Raw genomic sequence first — 15593 nt, forward strand, 5'->3', positions numbered from 1 at the left:
GGGGGCCTGTCTTGGCCTTTTAGGGGATATCAAGGTTGCGTATCTCCTGTCCTTCGCTGTGGTTTGAATGGTGGGGCGTGGTTGTAAGTCGCTGTTGGCAACTTAAACATTTACTCTCGCCTCCATGTAAGTCATCTCTTACAAGTACTGTGAGAATCGTTACCGGTGGTATGAGCAATGCTTCGGAACATAAGTTCCGATCCGCTCATCCTGTTTTCTGATAATTCTGAAAAGAGGAGGAAAGATGGCACGACTTCATATTGATAGCACTTTCCGTTTCGCCCTTTAGTTATGGGGATTAAAAATGCAGAGATGGTGGTGTGCCACTACGGGGAAAAAATTCCGGTGCCACTACTCAAAAAAATTAGAAATGTCGAGTGAAAGAATTTTCATGGTTGTAACGGTCGGTTTGTTGACGTCAAATAATTGGGTTTTTTGGGGTGTTGCGGGAGGGATATAGAGGTGAATCGTCGGGATTACACATTGCGTGTAGTGCACCGAGTGGGGGCAGGGTTACAGATGTGCCGGTCTGGGGGGCTGTGGTGTCTGTGCCGGCCTCTTCGCGGGCAAGCTCCGCTCCCACAGGTTCTCAGTCGTACACAAAATGTCGGTACGACTCAGGATTAATGTGGGAGCGGAGCTTGCCCGCGAAGAACGATAACGCGGTACTACGACGAACTGCGTTACTCCAGCGCCTGATCACGCAAAAACACCAGGTTGTCCACCTTGGAAAGTTCAGCGCTGAACCGGTAGCCTTGTTCGTCGAACGTCTTCAATTGCTCAGGGTTCTGGATACGCTCCCGGATCACAAACCGCGCCATCATCCCCCGGGCTTTTTTCGCATAAAAACTGATGATCTTGTACTGGCCGTTCTTCTGGTCGCGGAACTCGGTATTGACGATGCGCGCGTTCAGCGTCGAGCGTTTGACCGCCGAGAAGTACTCGTTCGAGGCCAGGTTCAGCAACACTTCGTCACCTTGTTCGGCCAAGGCTTCATTGAGCCATTCGCTGATGCGCGTACCCCAGAAGGCGTAGAGGTCCTTGCCGCGGGCATTGGCGAACTTGGTGCCCATTTCCAGGCGATAGGGCTGCATCAGGTCCAGCGGACGCAGCAGGCCGTAGAGGCCAGAGAGCATGCGCAGATGGCTCTGGGCGTAGTCGAAATCGGCGTCGCTGAAGTCTTCGGCATTGAGGCCGGTATAGACGTCACCCTTGAATGCCAGCAGCGCCTGTTTGGCGTTGTCCGGGGTAAAGGCCGGGTTCCAGCTGCCGAAACGCGCGGCATTGAGGCCGCCGATCTTGTCGGAAACGTGCATCAACTCGCTGATCTGCGCTGGGCTGAGGGTGCGCAGTTGCTCGATCAACTCCTGAGAGTGGTCCAGGTATTGCGGTTGGGTGAAGCGCTGGGTCACCGCCGGTGTTTCGAAATCGAGGGTCTTGGCGGGGGAAATCACCATCAGCATGAAGTCGTCTCCTTTAATCGTCGGGGGATTCTAGGGGCTTGGGCGGTTTGACTCCACCTATGATGGCGATAGCCGCTGTATGGCTGGCCTGGGACATCCTTGCCGATCTTGAGGACCTCTTCGGCTCCCACAGTGTTCGAGTCGAACTCTGGTTCTGTGAACGACTGAAAACCTGTGGGAGCGGAGCTTGTCGGGTCGCCGCATCGCCGCGAAGAGGCCAGAACAGGCACCACAAGGGCCCGGCCCGTCAGATCGGCTATAGTGCGCGGCGGGTTCTGAAATGGAGGCACCCTTTTGCGTATCGTTCTTTTCTTCTCGGCCCTGCTGGCCAGCCTCGCGACCTTCGCCGCGCCGAACGACCCCGCGACCCTGGATCGCAGCGTCTGGCCCGAGCAACTGAGCAGCCCGGCGCTGTTCGATGTCGCCTCGCGCGCCGAGGTCCTGATGTTTGCCCATACGCTGCTGGTCAGCGAACTGCTCGACGAAGCGGCCCTGAAGAAGCGCCTGGGGCTCAAGCAGATCAACATGGTCTCGATCGATACGGTGCGCCAGCGCCTGTGGCAGCGCCTGCTGAGCAGCTACAACGCCGCCCAGCAGAGCTGCGAGCAGGACGCCTCCTTCTGTTTCTACGTCGAGGACCTGGAGAGTCTGCGGACCGCCGCCGGCAAGTTCCGGGTCGGCGAAGACTCCTTTTATGTGCGCTGGGCGGTGCCGTCCCGGGCGTTCCATGAGCGTTACCTGGACGAGCTGCTGCGCCTGGCCGCGCTGTTGCCGCAGACCAGCAGCGAAATCCAGCTGCTGGGCGATCACGAGCGCAATGGCGAAGGCTTCAACGACCGGTTGTTCCTGCTGACCTTCGACGGCGGGCCGACAATGGCTCAGGGCAATACCGACGAGTTGATCGGCTACCTGCGCAAACAGAAGATGAGCGGCCTGTTCTTTGTCCTCGGCAATGCCCTGCAGGCCCGCCTGGACAAGACCTCAATGCCAGCGGTGCGCGAACTGTACCGCCAGCAATGCGTGGGCGCGGAAGGCTGGCAGTACCGCTCCCACAGTCAATGGCAGGACTGGGAGGACTCGATCCTGCGCAGTATCGCGCTGCTGCAGAACGCCCTGCCGGACAACTATGCCGCGCTGTTCCGCCCACCTTACGGGCAGCGACGGGCCGATGGCGCGGCGTTTTTCAAGGCCCAGCACTTGCAGGTCGCCTTGTGGGACATCGATTCGGCGGATGCTACCGGCAAGCTCAGCGCCGAGCAGTCCGCCCAGCGGGTGTTGACCCTGATGCTGCTCTGGCGGCGCGGGGTCATTGTGTTTCATGACACCCAGGACAAGGCGCGCACGGCATTACCCTGGCTGCTCAAGCAGACCGCCGAAAGCGGGCTCGGCTGGCAGGAGTGCAAGGACGCGTTTCGTTAGCAGGGAAAAACCCAAGTGCCCGTATTTGTTGGGCCGGGGGAAAATGAGGTGATGATTTCAGTGCAGGCGGACTTCCGACTTTAACGGTGTACGGGCCACTCGCCAAGGGCTATTCGTCACTCTGAAAAATAAACTTCAAAAAAACGTCAAAGTGCTTTTTTCTGTCATGTCTTTTGCGGTATTACGGAGTCAGACCGCCGAAACCTGCAACACAGGTGGCGTCTTACAAGACCCTACTTGTGCACAGAACGCCTGCCCCTTCACAGGCGAATTCGGCGGTCACTTCGAGGCGCAGCACCGTCCAGGTATTGCGTCGAATGGCTCCCACAAAGGTGACCGAGTATGGATGATCACGGACGCACGCCTTCTTCCAACCTGCCTATCCTTTACGTGCTCGATACCAACGTACTGATCCACGATCCAAACGCATTACTCAATTTCGAAGAACATCATGTCGCCATCCCGATGACCGTGCTCGAGGAACTCGACAAGCTCAAGGGCGGGCATCACAGCGTCGCCGCCGAATGCCGGCAGGCGATCCGCCTGATCGACAAGACCCTGGGCGACGCCAGCCCCGAGGATGTCGAGCTGGGCGTCCCGATCCAGCGCGGCAAGAGCGGTCCCAAGGGCCTGCTGTCGATCCTGATGAGCAAGCGCCACGAACCGAACCTGGTGCTGCCCGAACACCTGAACGACAACATCATCATCAACCAGTTGATCGATCTGCATGCGCGGGACAAGGACCTGCGCCTGGTCCTGGTGACCAAGGACATCAACATGCGCCTCAAGGCGCGCGCCTGCGGGATCGCGGCCGAGGACTACAGCACCGACCAACTGGTCGACGACGTGTCCTTGCTGCCCAACGGTTATCACGACGTCAAAGGTTCGTTCTGGGATCGTGTCAGCAAGGTCGAGACCCGCCAGGACCATGGCCGCACCTGGCACCAGGTGCAATTGACCGACAACCTGCCGGCGGTACACGTCAACGAATTCATCATCGACGAACAGGGCTTTGTCGGCTGGGTCAAGGAAATCCGCGCCGATGTGCTGGTGATTCTCGATCTGCATCAGGAACCCCTGTTGCACCAGGAAGCCTGGGGCCTGAAACCGCGTGACATCTACCAGAGCCTGGCGCTGTTCGCCTTGCTCGATCCGGACATCCATCTGGTTAACCTGACCGGCGCCGCCGGTTCCGGGAAAACCATCCTGGCCCTGGCCGCCGCCATCGAACAGACCATGGTCAGCAAGCGCTACCGGCGCATTATCGCGACCCGCAGCGTGCAGGGCCTGGACCAGGAGATCGGCTTTCTGCCCGGCACCGAGGCGGAGAAGATGGAGCCTTGGCTGGGGGCGATCACCGACAACCTCGAAGCCTTGCATATGGATGACGAAAGCACCCATGGCAGCGTCGACTACATCCTCAGCAAGGTACCGTTGCAGTTCAAGTCCCTGAACTACATCCGCGGGCGCAGCTTCCAGCAGAGCCTGATCCTGATCGATGAGTGCCAGAACCTGACACCGCACCAGATGAAAACCATCATCACCCGTGCCGGTGCCGGTTCCAAAGTGGTGTGCCTGGGCAACCTGGCACAGATCGACACCCCTTACCTGTCCGCGACCAGCTCCGGGCTGACCTACCTGACCGAGCGCTTCAAGGACTTCCCGAACGGCGTGCACATCACCCTGCAGGGCGTGCCACGTTCGATCCTGGCCGAATACGCCGAATCCCACCTGTAAGCTTATCCACAACCAAGGGCGGCCAGGCGGGCCGCCCTTTTTATGTCAGCGCCCAATATTGCGGCTGTCACTGTCCCTGTAGGAGCTGGCTTGCCAGCGATGGGGCCCTTGAGCCAGGTGTTGTCCATTCGGACGCCATCGCCGGCAAGCCAGCGCCTACAATAAATCCGCGGGCCAGCACATATTTTGCGGTGGTCGCGTAAAACTGACCTGCAGGTTTACAATCGACGCTCCTGATCAGGAGTATCGCTGTGCTGACTCATCTCGATTCCCAAGGCCGTGCCAATATGGTCGACGTCACCGACAAGGCCGTGACTTTCCGCGAGGCGGTAGCCCAGGCCCGCGTGCGTATGTTGCCGGAGACCCTGCAAATGATTGTCAGCGGTGGCCACCCCAAGGGCGATGTGTTCGCCGTGGCGCGGATCGCCGGTATCCAGGCGGCGAAGAAAACCTCCGAGCTGATTCCCCTGTGTCATCCGCTGATGCTCACCAGTATCAAGGTCGAGCTGAATGCCGATGGCGAGGATGCCGTGCGCATCGTCGCGCGCTGCAAGCTGTCCGGGCAGACCGGCGTGGAGATGGAAGCGCTGACCGCGGCCAGTGTCGCGGCGCTGACGATCTATGACATGTGCAAGGCGGTGGATCGCGGCATGATCATCGAAAACGTCTGCCTGCTGGAAAAGCTCGGCGGCAAGAGCGGCCACTACCTGGCGGATGCGCCATGAAGATCGTGGTGAAGTTCTTTGCCCGTTACCGCGAAGCGCTCGGGGTGGATGAGTTGGCGCTGGAGGGGGATTTCGCCAGCGTCGAGGCTGTCCGCCAGTTCCTGCTGCTGCGCGAGGGCACGCAAGTGCTCGGCGAACAGAACCTGATGTGCGCCCGTAATGAGGACCTCTGTTCGTTGACCGAGCCACTGCTCGATGGCGACGAAGTGGCGTTTTTCCCTACGGTGACCGGAGGCTGAGATGGCGATTCGCGTACAGGTGCAGGCATTCGATCCGGGGGCTGAGGTGAATGCCTTGCACGCCGCCAACCTGGGAATCGGTGCGGTAGTGAGTTTTGTCGGCTACGTGCGCGATTTCAATGACGGGCATGCAGTGGCGGGGATGTTCCTTGAGCATTATCCGGGAATGACCGAAAAGGCCCTCGGCAAGATCGTCGCGCAAGCCCGGGAGCGCTGGCCGTTGCTCGGACTGGAAGTGCTGCACCGGGTCGGCGCCCTGGAGCCGGGTGAGCCCATCGTGTTTGTCGGGGTGACCAGCGCCCATCGTCAGGCCGCGTTCGATGCCTGCAATTTCGTCATGGACTACCTGAAAACCCAGGCCCCGTTCTGGAAAAAGGAAAACACCGCCGAGGGCCCGCACTGGGTCGAAGGTCGCGCCAGCGACCAGACAGCCGCGGAGCGCTGGAAGTAGTAGTTTGCCGTTTGATCCGCGCAAGGCTTCCGGTCCCCATCGCCGGCAAGCCGGCTCCCACATTAGTACGAATGTCGAACACAGATTTTGCCTACGGCCCCGACCCTGTAGGAGTCTGGCTTGCCAGCGATGGCGTCGGTGCCGGCGCTGCAGGAGTGGCGGGCCTCATCGCCTACAAACCCCTCACCTTCAACATTCATCGGTGCCTGGCTTTCTGACCGTGCGCAGGCATTTGCTTATTGACGATTTGTACTTATAAGTCCACGATAGACTAATAAGTACAAATTAGCGCCATCGTCTTCTTTCCTACTGTCTTGCCACAACACCTCAAATAAAAGAGCGGGAGTTCCAGCATGAAGAAGTTCACCCTGATCGGCGGTCTGGCCATGAGCCTGTTGGCCGGCAGCACTGCGTTTGCCGCCGAGCCGACCTTGCGTATTGGTATCGAGGCGGCTTACCCGCCCTTTGCTTCGAAAACCTCCGAAGGCACCATCGTCGGTTTCGACTACGACATCGGCAATGCCCTGTGCGCGCAGATGAAGGTCAAGTGTGAGTGGATCGAAGGCGAGTTCGACGGCTTGATCCCGGCCTTGAAGGTCAAGAAAATCGACGCGGCGCTGTCGTCCATGACCATCACTGACGAACGCAAGAAGTCAGTGGATTTCACCCATAAGTATTACTTCACCTCCTCGCGTCTGGTGATGAAGAAGGGGGCGGTGGTGGATGACCAGTACGCCAGCCTCAAGGGCAAGACTATCGGTGTGCAGCGCTCGACCACCACCGACCGTTATGCCACGGAAGTCTTCGAGCCGCTGGGCATCAAGGTGATGCGTTACAGCAATAACGAAGAAATCTACATGGACCTGGCGTCCGGGCGCTTGGACGCGATCTTTGCCGACACCATTCCCCTGGACGATTTCCTCTCGATGCCGCGCGGTGCCGGCTACGCTTTTGTCGGACCGGAGCTGAAGGATCCGAAGTACGTGGGCGAGGGTGCCGGGATCGCGGTGCGTAAAGGTAACAGTGAGTTGGTCAGCAAACTGAACAGGGCCATCGACGGGCTTCGCGCCAGCGGCGAGTACCAGAAGATCGAGGGCAAGTACTTCAAAGCGGATATCTACGGCGACTGATTGCTGGAGCACCGATTACGAACGCTGGTATTACCTCCCTGTAGGAGCGAGCTTGCTCGCGATGAACGAACAGACACCACGGGCTTCCAGATACCCTGCGTCATCGTTGATGTCCATCGCGAGCAAGCTCGCTCCTACAGGGGGGGCTCAAACCTCGGCTTTCAATTCCTTCAGGTGTTTGTACACCGTCGCCCGGCCCATATTCAGCACGTTGGCCACATAGTTGGCCGCGCTCTTGCCCTTGAACGCGCCCTCGGCGTGCAACGCCAGCACCAGTTCGCGCTTGTGGTCGCGGGTCAGCAGGTTCAGCCCCAACTGCCGCTGACGCAGCCAGCTGTGCAGGAAGGTGTTGATCCGCTCCTGCCAGTCATCGCGAAACAGCGCATCGGGCTGCGGGATCAGTTTGTTCGGTGAGAGGAACAGGTCCAGCGCCGCCCTGGCGCTTTCAAACAGGGAAATATTCAGGTTGATGCACAGCACCGCCAACGGTGCGCCCTGGGCGTCGTGCAGCACGGTGCTGACACTGCGAATCTTCTGACCGTCCCAGTTGAGTTTCTCGTAAGGGCCGATATTGCGCTCGTCGATACCCGCCTCAAGCATGTCCTCCAGCGCCGCGTCATCGCCAATCTCGCGCTTGGAGATGTTGTTGGCGATGTAGTCGATCTGCTGCGTGCGCAAGTCGTGCAGCACCACCTCGGCATGGGGAAAGAATAGTGTGGCGATGGCATCGGCAATCGCCCGGAAGTTATCCAGGGCGGGGGCCTGTTTGGCTGTCATGGTGGTTCTCCAGGCAACTTCAGCGTCCTTGGGGGAAGCCAAAGGAAACAGCTGGTGCGGTGATCGGTTCACCTCGTAAGAAGTTGACCTGATCACCTGGTGGCGAAAGGGCAATGCCCCAGGTACGGGTGTACTAAAGAGTGTGCCGCAATCAGCGCCAGTCGTCACCCGAGACGGGCAGGGGCGAGCATTGCGGCGTCGAGACCGAAATGCACGAGAGGCTCGGGCAAGGCCTGGCCACGCACCAACGCCGCGCTGGCCTGGCCCATCGCTGGCGAAGTCTGGATGCCATAGCCGCCTTGGGCGGCGACCCAGAACAAGCCGGGTACCCGGGGGTCGAAACCGGAGACCAGGTTGCCGTCGCTGACGAAGCTGCGCAGGCCGGCCCAGGTGCGGGTCGGACGGCGAATGGTCAGGGTGGTGGCTTCCTCGATCTGGTAGATGCCCATGGCGATGTCCAGCTCTTCGGGCTGTACGTCGTGGGGCTCGACCGGGTCGGCGTTGGCCGGGGAACCGAGGAACATGCCGGCATCCGGCTTCATATAGAAGGACTCGTCGAGGCTGACCAGCATCGGCCAGGCGTGGATTTCCAGGCCTTCGGGCGGCGCGAAGATAAAGGCGGCGCGGCGCTTGGGCTGTAGGCCCAGGGGGCGGGCACCGGCCAGTTCGCCGATCTGGTCGGCCCAGGCGCCGGCAGCGTTGATCAGTACCTTGGCGCGGAAGGTTTGCCCGGCCGTGCGGACCTGCCACAGACCATCGGCATCACGTTCAAGGCCGAGGACTTCACAGTCGGTGTGGACCTCTCCCTGCTGGCGGCGGATGCCGCGCAGATAACCCTGGTGCAAGGCGTCGGTGTCGATGTCGCTGGCGCTGGGGTCGTAGATCGCGCCGTGGACTTTGTCCCGCCGCAGGATCGGCAGGCGGGCACAGGCCTGGTCGGCGCTGAGCAGCTGCATCTCGGGCACGCTGGCTTTGGCACTGAGGTATTGCCGCTGCAGTTCGTCCGAGTCGCCGCTGAAGTCCACGGTCATTTCGCCCCGGGGCGTGAGCAACGGGTGTTCGGCGAAACCGGGCGGCGGGGCGTCGAAGAAGGCCCGGCTGGCGAGGGTCAGGGCCCGCACCTGCGGCGTGCCATAGGCGGCGGTGTAGAGGGCGGCGGAGCGTCCGGTGGCGTGATAGCCGGGGTGCGATTCGCGTTCGAGCACGATGACCCGGCCGTGCTCGGCCAGCCAGAAACCGGTGGAGGCGCCGGCAATGCCGCCGCCGATGATGATGAAGTCTGCCTGGTTCATTCAAGGCCTCCTGCTGGTAAGTTCTAAAGGCTATAGACGAAACCTGTGGGAGCCGGCTTGCCGGTGATAGCGGCGGTGAATATCACATCGCCATCGCTGGCAAGCCAGCTCCCACAAATCCGCGTATCACCGCAAAATATCCTGTTGCCACAATCCCTGTAGGAGCTAGTCAGCCACAGATTCTGCGTCGGGCTCCAATCCTGTAGGAGCCGGCTTGCCGGCGATGGCGGCCGTTCAGGCGAGGCAAGACTGACTGGCCCGATCGCCAGCAAGCTGGCTCCTACAGGTACGGTGTTCAGCTGGCCTTGTGGCGCAGCTGATAAAGCGCATTGGCCAGGGCGATGTCTTCCAAGCCCAGGCCGATGGAACGGAAGAACACATGACGCTCATACGTCGGCCGTGGCGTCTGCCCGCTCAGCAGTTCGGCCAGGTCGCCGCGAATCTCGCCGGCGTTCCAACCGTGCTGGCTGGCGGCAATCAACATTTCCCCGGCCGCGCCCGGCGTGGTCTGGCGATAGTCGCAGTAGACCTGCATGTCGCTCAAGGTCTGCGGCGGCACTTCATGGGCGCGTACGGCGTTGGTGCTGATGGAGGTGATCAGGGCCGGCTTGCGCAACTGGCTCGGGTCCATGACCGGCGTCGCCGAGGAGGTGCAGAGCAGGATGACGTCGGCGTCCTCCAGGGCTTGCTCCAACTGCTCGACGATGCGCAGGCGCGGCTCGATATCGCTCAGGCGCCGGCACTTTTCGGCATTTATATTGGGCGAGTAGAGGCTGATGTCCCGCCAGTCGCGCAGGCCTTTGGTGTAGTGCAGATGCGCCTGGGCCACTGGACCACTGCCAACGATGACCAGGCGCCTGGCGTCCAGCGGAGCGAGGGCGTCCACGGCCACGGCGGTGGTGGCCGCGGTGCGTGCGGTGGTCAGCTCGCCGGCATCGCAGAGCAGCAGCGGCTGGCCGCTATGCATGGACATCAGCAGGGTCCAGGCGGTCACCCGCGGGCCTTGCTCGCCGACGATGTAGGGCGAGGTCTTGACGCCATAGACCTGATCGTCGGCCAGCACGCCGAGGTAGTTGATGAAGTCGCCGGCACCTTGCGGGAACTCCACCCATTGCTGCGCCGGTTGCACGGCCTGCCCGGCCGCCAGGTCGCGGAACAACTTGTGCAGGATCTGCGGCACGTCGATCTGCTGCAGGAGTCGATGCGCCTGCTGGCTGTCGATCACGTAGGGGGTGTGGCCGGACATGGGGGGCTCCCGAAGACTTGTGAATAAACTAATTTGTCTATTATGGACTTTTAGTTTATTTCAGCAATCGCCGGGCGAAAAAAAACGCCGCCTGGTATCGGGCGACGTTTTGTCGTGCGGCGTGTTTTTGGTTTGGGCGGTCAGGCCGGACGCTGGCGCACCACCGGCCGTAACAACTCGGTGGGTGGCATTTCGCAGCTGATCTTGTGCCCGAGCAGGGTCTCGATCGCTGGCAACTGGTAGGAGTCGTCTTCGCCAGCGAAGCTGATGGACACGCCGTCAGCGCCCGCCCGGCCAGTCCGGCCGATGCGGTGGACGTAGTCGTCCGGCACTTCCGGCAGGGTGAAGTTGATCACGTGGCTGATGCCGTCGATATGAATCCCGCGTCCGGCCACGTCGGTGGCCACCAGCACGCGGATCTTGCCTTCGCGGAAACCTTCCAGGGTCTTGATGCGCTTGTGCTGCGGCACGTCGCCGGACAATTGCGCGGCATTGACGCCGTCGCGCACCAGGCGCTCCTCGATCCGCCGCACTTCGTCCTTGCGGTTGGCGAAGACCATCACCCGTTCCCAGCCATTGTCGGTGACCAGGTTGTAGAGCAGCTTGTACTTGTCGGCGCCGGCCACGGCGTAGACGTGCTGTTCGACGTTGGCGTTGGCCGGGCTCAGCGCTTCGATCTCGACGATGGACGGGTCGGTGGTCCATTGCTTGGCCAGGTTCATCACGTCTTCGGTGAAGGTGGCCGAGAACAGCAGGGTCTGGCGTTCGTTCTTGGGCGGCGTCTGGCGGATGATCTGCCGGACTTGCGGGATAAAGCCCATGTCGAGCATGCGGTCGGCTTCGTCCAGCACCATGACTTCGACCATGTCCAGGTGCACTTCGCCGCGCTGGTTGAAGTCCAGCAGGCGGCCCGGAGTCGCTACCAGGATGTCGCAGTGCCGGGCTTCAAGCAGCTTGAGCTGCTTGTCGAAGTCCATGCCGCCGACAAATTGCATGACGTTGAGGCCGGTGTACTTGGTCAGGTCGGCGGCGTCCTTGGCGATCTGCACCACCAGCTCGCGGGTCGGCGCGATGATCAGCGCCCGCGGTTCGCCCATGTAGCGCTCTTTCGGTGGCGGGGTCTGCAACAGCTGGGTGATGATCGAGATCAGGAAGGCGGCGGTCTTGCCGGTGCCGGTCTGGGCGCGACCGATGGCGTCCTTGCCGGCCAGGGTAAAGCCCAGGACCTGCGCCTGAATCGGCGTGCAGTAGGGGAAACCGAGGTCCTGGATGGCATGCATCAGTTCAGGCGACAGTTTGAAGTCGTGGAAGCGGGTCTTGCCTTCCTCTGGCTCGACGACGAAGTCCTCGAGTTTCCAGGGCTTGACGGGTGGCTTCGGCGCTCGTTCACGGCGCGCTGGTGTGGCTTTCGGCTGTTCGGCGCGTGGCACTTCAACCGCTGTAGCGGGCTGTTCTGGGATGGCGGCCGGGGCTTTCGGTTTGGCGACAGGCTCGACGCGCTCCACTGCTTGGCCGTGATCGCGGCTATTGGAGCTTGGGACTGGGGCGCCGGAGCCTGGTGCGAGCTGCTCAGCCTCGCTTTTACCGAATATTTTTTTGAGTGCTTTGAGCACGGTCATCTCGTTAATTTGGTTAAGGAATGTACGCCGGCCAGTGTAATGCAAGAATCGGGCGCGGCGTAGTGCGTTACCGATATCAGCGCAAACGAGCGGCCAGCCAGGTACCGATGTCCTGGATTTCCTCGGGTAACACTTCGTGGCCCATTGGGTATTCTTGCCATGTCACGGTGACATCAAGGCGCTTGAGGTGCTCATACGCGGTCCGACCCATGGCGTTCTGGACCACCTCGTCATAGTGGCCATGCAGGCAGAGGGCTGGAATTCGCTGTTGGCTGGCGGAAAGTTGCAGTGCATCGCTGAAGGTCGGGGCGTAGGTCGAGAGCGCCAGGACGCCGCCGAGGGCACCTTGCCACTTCAGGTAGGCGGTGTGCAGCACCACGGCGCCGCCCTGGGAAAAGCCCGCGAGAAAGATCCGCGATGGGTCGATACCCGCGGCCCGCTGGGCTTCCAGCAGTTCTATGACGGTCGCCGCCGATTCTTCAAGCTCTTCGAAGCTGATCGAACGCGCCGGGCTCATGGCCTTGATGTCGTACCAGCTGGGCATGGCGTAGCCGCCATTGATGGTCACGGCGCGGGTCGGCGCCTGCGGCAGAACGAAGCGTGTGCTCGTCAGGCTCTCCTGCAGCGCCTCGGCCACCGGCAGGAAGTCATAACGGTCGGCCCCCAGCCCGTGAAGCCAGATAACACAGGCGTCCGCGGTCTTGGCGGGGTGAATGATCAGCGGTTCAGTCATATGTGCTCCATTAGTGTGCGTGCGCTCCAGATGTGTGCGCGGTGATGGTGCGTAACGAGTGGATTCGTTAATAAAATGTCGCGTTGTTGACCGTTTTTCTATTGACCTGTGGCTGAATCGCTTTAGCCGCCACTGTGGTACGGGCTTTGCTATGGGAGAACCGAGTGAATGCATTCACCCCTGGCGGTAACACTATCAGTCTACCGCTGGCCGTGGGATAGCAAATGAATCCGTTTCGGCGGGTTCTGATTCACGTTCGCCGAGGGCCGGCAGGGCTTTAGCGAATCTGGAAAGGGCTGATGCCCGTTCGGCCAATTTGGTGGGCGGTGAGTTTTACAGACGGGAGATGTTCTCCTACTAAACTCATAGCTCAAGTCTTTAGCCGCTTGACCCAAAAAAAAGCCAGCACGGGTTAACAACGCCTCATAAGGGTGCGGCTAGACTCTAGCTCCGACACAACAAGAGCAACTGGAGGTTTGAATGAAGATGTTGAAATCCACCCTGGCAGTCGTGACTGCAGCCGTCGTACTGGGCGTCAGCGGTTTCGCGCAAGCGGGCGCTACCCTGGATGCCGTACAGAAGAAGGGTTTTGTTCAGTGTGGCGTGAGTGACGGCTTGCCGGGCTTCTCGGTGCCTGATGCTTCCGGCAAGATCGTCGGTATCGACGCTGACGTCTGCCGTGCCGTGGCCGCTGCCGTATTCGGCGACGCGACCAAGGTCAAGTTCAGCCAGTTGAACGCCAAGGAGCGCTTCACCGCGCTGCAGTCGGGCGAAATCGACATCCTGTCGCGTAACACCACCATGACCAGCTCCCGTGACGCCGGCATGGGTCTGATCTTCCCTGGCTTCATCACCTACTACGATGGCGTCGGCTTCCTGGCCAACACCAAACTGGGCGTGAAAAGTGCCAAGGAACTGGATGGCGCGACCATCTGTATCCAGGCCGGTACCACCACCGAGCTGAACGTGTCCGACTACTTCCGCGCCAATGGCCTGAAGTACACCCCGATCACCTTCGACACCTCCGACGAAAGCGCCAAGTCGCTGGAATCCGGTCGTTGCGACGTACTGACCTCGGACAAATCCCAGCTGTTCGCCCAGCGCAGCAAGCTGGCTTCGCCGAAAGACTACGTCGTTCTGCCAGAAACCATCTCCAAGGAGCCTCTGGGCCCAGTGGTGCGTAACGGCGACGAAGAGTGGACCAAGATCGTTCGTTGGGTTGGCTACGCGCTGCTCAACACCGAAGAAGCCGGTATCACTTCGAAAAACGTCCTGGAAGAAGCCAAGTCGACCAAGAACCCGGACGTTGCTCGTCTGCTGGGTGGCGACGGCGAATACGGCAAGGACCTGAAACTGCCGAAGGATTGGGTCGTCAAGATCGTTTCCCAGGTCGGTAACTACGGCGAGATCTTCGAGAAAAACCTCGGCAAGAGCACTCCGCTGGAAATCGACCGCGGCCTGAACGCTCTGTGGACCAAGGGCGGCATTCAATACGCACCTCCTGTGCGCTGATTGACCTATCGCCCGGCAGGCCAACTGCCGGGCGATGTTCTTGTTCCGTTTTTCCTGGGGCACTACATGCAAAATAAAATCGGCGCACCCAAGCAGAGACTCAGTCTCAGCGACCCCAAAGTGCGTGCGTGGCTATTTCAGATCATCACGATTGTCGCGGTGGTCTCGTTGGGCTGGTATCTGTTTCATAACACCCAGACCAACCTGCAACACCGGGGCATTACCTCGGGTTTCGGCTTTCTTGAACGCAGTGCCGGTTTCGGCATCGCCCAGCACCTGATCGACTACACCGAGTCGGACACCTATTCGCGTGTATTCGTCATCGGTCTGCTCAATACCCTGCTGGTCACGTTCATCGGCGTCATCCTGGCAACCCTGCTCGGATTCATCATCGGTGTGTCGCGACTGTCGTCGAACTGGGTGCTCAACAAGCTGGCCACCGTCTACATCGAGGTGTTCCGTAACATCCCGCCGTTGTTGCAGATCCTGTTCTGGTACTTCGCGGTGTTCCTGACCATGCCGGGACCGCGCAACAGCCATAACTTCGGCGACACCTTCTTCGTCAGCAGCCGTGGCCTGAACATGCCGGCGGCGATTGCCTCCGACGGTTTCTGGCCGTTCGTGATCAGCGTCGTGCTGGCCATTGTGGCGATCGTGCTGATGAGCCGCTGGGCGACCAAGCGTTTCGAAGAAACCGGCGTACCGTTCCACAAGTTCTGGGTCGGCCTGGCGTTGTTCCTGGTGATCCCGGCGTTGTGCGCCCTGATCTTCGGCGCGCCCGTGCACTGGGAAATGCCTCAGCTACAAGGGTTCAACTTCGTCGGCGGTTGGGTATTGATCCCTGAATTGCTGGCCTTGACCCTGGCCCTGACGGTGTACACCGCGGCGTTTATCGCCGAGATCGTGCGCTCGGGCATCAAGTCGGTCAGCCATGGCCAGACCGAAGCGGCGCGCTCCCTGGGCCTGCGCAACGGTCCGACCCTGCGCAAGGTGATCATCCCGCAAGCCCTGCGCGTGATCATTCCACCGCTGACCAGCCAATACCTGAACCTGGCGAAGAACTCGTCCCTGGCCGCCGGTATCGGTTACCCGGAAATGGTTTCGTTGTTTGCCGGTACGGTGCTGAACCAGACCGGGCAGGCCATCGAAGTCATTGCCATCACCATGAGCGTGTACCTGGCGATCAGTATCAGCATTTCCCTGCTGATGAACTGGTACAACAAGCGCATTGCGCTGATCGAGCGGTGAGG

The 15593-nt window shown here is 60.6% G+C and carries 14 protein-coding genes; 8 read left to right on the forward strand and 6 right to left on the reverse strand.

Translation table 11 applies throughout. From position 1 onward, the window contains the following. Nucleotides 1-683: 683 nt before the first annotated feature. Nucleotides 684-1463 carry a peroxide stress protein YaaA gene (gene yaaA, locus AC07VG_RS18465; protein ID WP_494999281.1) on the reverse strand — a complete coding sequence of 260 codons (780 nt, stop codon included), beginning with the start codon at nucleotides 1461-1463 and terminating at the stop codon, nucleotides 684-686. 294 nt (nucleotides 1464-1757) lie between these two features. Here yaaA and AC07VG_RS18470 point away from each other — a divergent pair, with 294 nt between their 5' ends. The 6 genes from AC07VG_RS18470 to AC07VG_RS18495 all read left to right on the forward strand — a co-directional run bounded on the left by AC07VG_RS18470 (nucleotide 1758) and on the right by AC07VG_RS18495 (nucleotide 7164). After that, on the forward strand, nucleotides 1758-2882 hold the full coding sequence (locus AC07VG_RS18470) for a polysaccharide deacetylase family protein (RefSeq protein WP_495021660.1): 1125 nt from the start codon (nucleotides 1758-1760) through the stop codon (nucleotides 2880-2882). Between the two features lie 342 nt (nucleotides 2883-3224). Further along, nucleotides 3225-4619, forward strand: a complete 1395-nt coding sequence (locus AC07VG_RS18475) for a PhoH family protein (RefSeq protein ID WP_494999283.1) — start codon at nucleotides 3225-3227, stop codon at nucleotides 4617-4619. A 251-nt stretch (nucleotides 4620-4870) separates the two neighbouring features. Further along, entirely contained in the window at nucleotides 4871-5344 is a 474-nt protein-coding gene (gene moaC / locus AC07VG_RS18480) for a cyclic pyranopterin monophosphate synthase MoaC (RefSeq protein WP_494999284.1), read from the forward strand. Next, entirely contained in the window at nucleotides 5341-5583 is a 243-nt protein-coding gene (locus AC07VG_RS18485) for a MoaD/ThiS family protein (RefSeq protein ID WP_494999285.1), read from the forward strand. The genes moaC and AC07VG_RS18485 overlap by 4 nt, the downstream gene beginning before the upstream one ends. A gap of 1 nt (nucleotide 5584) precedes the next feature. Beyond that, on the forward strand, nucleotides 5585-6034 hold the full coding sequence (gene moaE / locus AC07VG_RS18490) for a molybdopterin synthase catalytic subunit MoaE (protein WP_494999286.1): 450 nt from the start codon (nucleotides 5585-5587) through the stop codon (nucleotides 6032-6034). Between the two features lie 353 nt (nucleotides 6035-6387). After that, nucleotides 6388-7164, forward strand: a complete 777-nt coding sequence (locus tag AC07VG_RS18495; protein WP_494999287.1) for an ABC transporter substrate-binding protein — start codon at nucleotides 6388-6390, stop codon at nucleotides 7162-7164. Between the two features lie 147 nt (nucleotides 7165-7311). Here AC07VG_RS18495 and AC07VG_RS18500 read toward each other — a convergent pair whose 3' ends face one another. The 5 genes from AC07VG_RS18500 to AC07VG_RS18520 form a co-directional block, all read right to left on the reverse strand. Then, nucleotides 7312-7941: a helix-turn-helix transcriptional regulator gene (locus tag AC07VG_RS18500; protein WP_494999288.1), complete on the reverse strand. Its 630-nt coding sequence runs from the start codon at nucleotides 7939-7941 to the stop codon at nucleotides 7312-7314. A 164-nt stretch (nucleotides 7942-8105) separates the two neighbouring features. Further along, nucleotides 8106-9233 (reverse strand): NAD(P)/FAD-dependent oxidoreductase, encoded by a 1128-nt coding sequence (locus AC07VG_RS18505; protein ID WP_494999289.1) that lies wholly within the window; start codon nucleotides 9231-9233, stop codon nucleotides 8106-8108. Between the two features lie 295 nt (nucleotides 9234-9528). Further along, nucleotides 9529-10479: an ornithine cyclodeaminase family protein gene (locus AC07VG_RS18510; protein WP_495021661.1), complete on the reverse strand. Its 951-nt coding sequence runs from the start codon at nucleotides 10477-10479 to the stop codon at nucleotides 9529-9531. 140 nt (nucleotides 10480-10619) lie between these two features. After that, entirely contained in the window at nucleotides 10620-12098 is a 1479-nt protein-coding gene (gene rhlB, locus AC07VG_RS18515; RefSeq protein ID WP_494999291.1) for an ATP-dependent RNA helicase RhlB, read from the reverse strand. Nucleotides 12099-12174: 76 nt separating this feature from the next. After that, entirely contained in the window at nucleotides 12175-12831 is a 657-nt protein-coding gene (locus tag AC07VG_RS18520) for an alpha/beta hydrolase (protein ID WP_494999292.1), read from the reverse strand. A gap of 480 nt (nucleotides 12832-13311) precedes the next feature. On the opposite strand from AC07VG_RS18520, the gene AC07VG_RS18525 reads away from it, so the two are divergent. Both AC07VG_RS18525 and AC07VG_RS18530 read left to right on the forward strand, forming a co-directional pair. After that, nucleotides 13312-14343 (forward strand): amino acid ABC transporter substrate-binding protein, encoded by a 1032-nt coding sequence (locus AC07VG_RS18525; protein WP_218223666.1) that lies wholly within the window; start codon nucleotides 13312-13314, stop codon nucleotides 14341-14343. A 66-nt stretch (nucleotides 14344-14409) separates the two neighbouring features. Further along, complete coding sequence (locus AC07VG_RS18530) at nucleotides 14410-15591, forward strand: amino acid ABC transporter permease (protein WP_494999293.1); 1182 nt, start codon at nucleotides 14410-14412, stop codon at nucleotides 15589-15591. The last annotated feature ends 2 nt before the right edge of the window (nucleotides 15592-15593 follow it).

The sequence above is a fragment of the Pseudomonas sp. GW821-FHT03C07 genome, assembly GCF_059420925.1.

Excerpts from the sequence above, each read along its gene's own strand:
- yaaA (WP_494999281.1), bottom strand. The coding sequence starts at position 1,463 with ATGCTGATGGTGATTTCCCCCGCCAAGACCCTCGATTTCGAAACACCG.
- AC07VG_RS18475 (WP_494999283.1), top strand. The coding sequence starts at position 3,225 with ATGGATGATCACGGACGCACGCCTTCTTCCAACCTGCCTATCCTTTAC.
- AC07VG_RS18485 (WP_494999285.1), top strand. The coding sequence starts at position 5,341 with ATGAAGATCGTGGTGAAGTTCTTTGCCCGTTACCGCGAAGCGCTCGGG.
- moaE (WP_494999286.1), top strand. The coding sequence starts at position 5,585 with ATGGCGATTCGCGTACAGGTGCAGGCATTCGATCCGGGGGCTGAGGTG.
- AC07VG_RS18495 (WP_494999287.1), top strand. The coding sequence starts at position 6,388 with ATGAAGAAGTTCACCCTGATCGGCGGTCTGGCCATGAGCCTGTTGGCC.
- AC07VG_RS18500 (WP_494999288.1), bottom strand. The coding sequence starts at position 7,941 with ATGACAGCCAAACAGGCCCCCGCCCTGGATAACTTCCGGGCGATTGCC.
- AC07VG_RS18505 (WP_494999289.1), bottom strand. The coding sequence starts at position 9,233 with ATGAACCAGGCAGACTTCATCATCATCGGCGGCGGCATTGCCGGCGCC.
- AC07VG_RS18510 (WP_495021661.1), bottom strand. The coding sequence starts at position 10,479 with ATGTCCGGCCACACCCCCTACGTGATCGACAGCCAGCAGGCGCATCGA.
- rhlB (WP_494999291.1), bottom strand. The coding sequence starts at position 12,098 with ATGACCGTGCTCAAAGCACTCAAAAAAATATTCGGTAAAAGCGAGGCT.
- AC07VG_RS18520 (WP_494999292.1), bottom strand. The coding sequence starts at position 12,831 with ATGACTGAACCGCTGATCATTCACCCCGCCAAGACCGCGGACGCCTGT.
- AC07VG_RS18525 (WP_218223666.1), top strand. The coding sequence starts at position 13,312 with ATGAAGATGTTGAAATCCACCCTGGCAGTCGTGACTGCAGCCGTCGTA.
- AC07VG_RS18530 (WP_494999293.1), top strand. The coding sequence starts at position 14,410 with ATGCAAAATAAAATCGGCGCACCCAAGCAGAGACTCAGTCTCAGCGAC.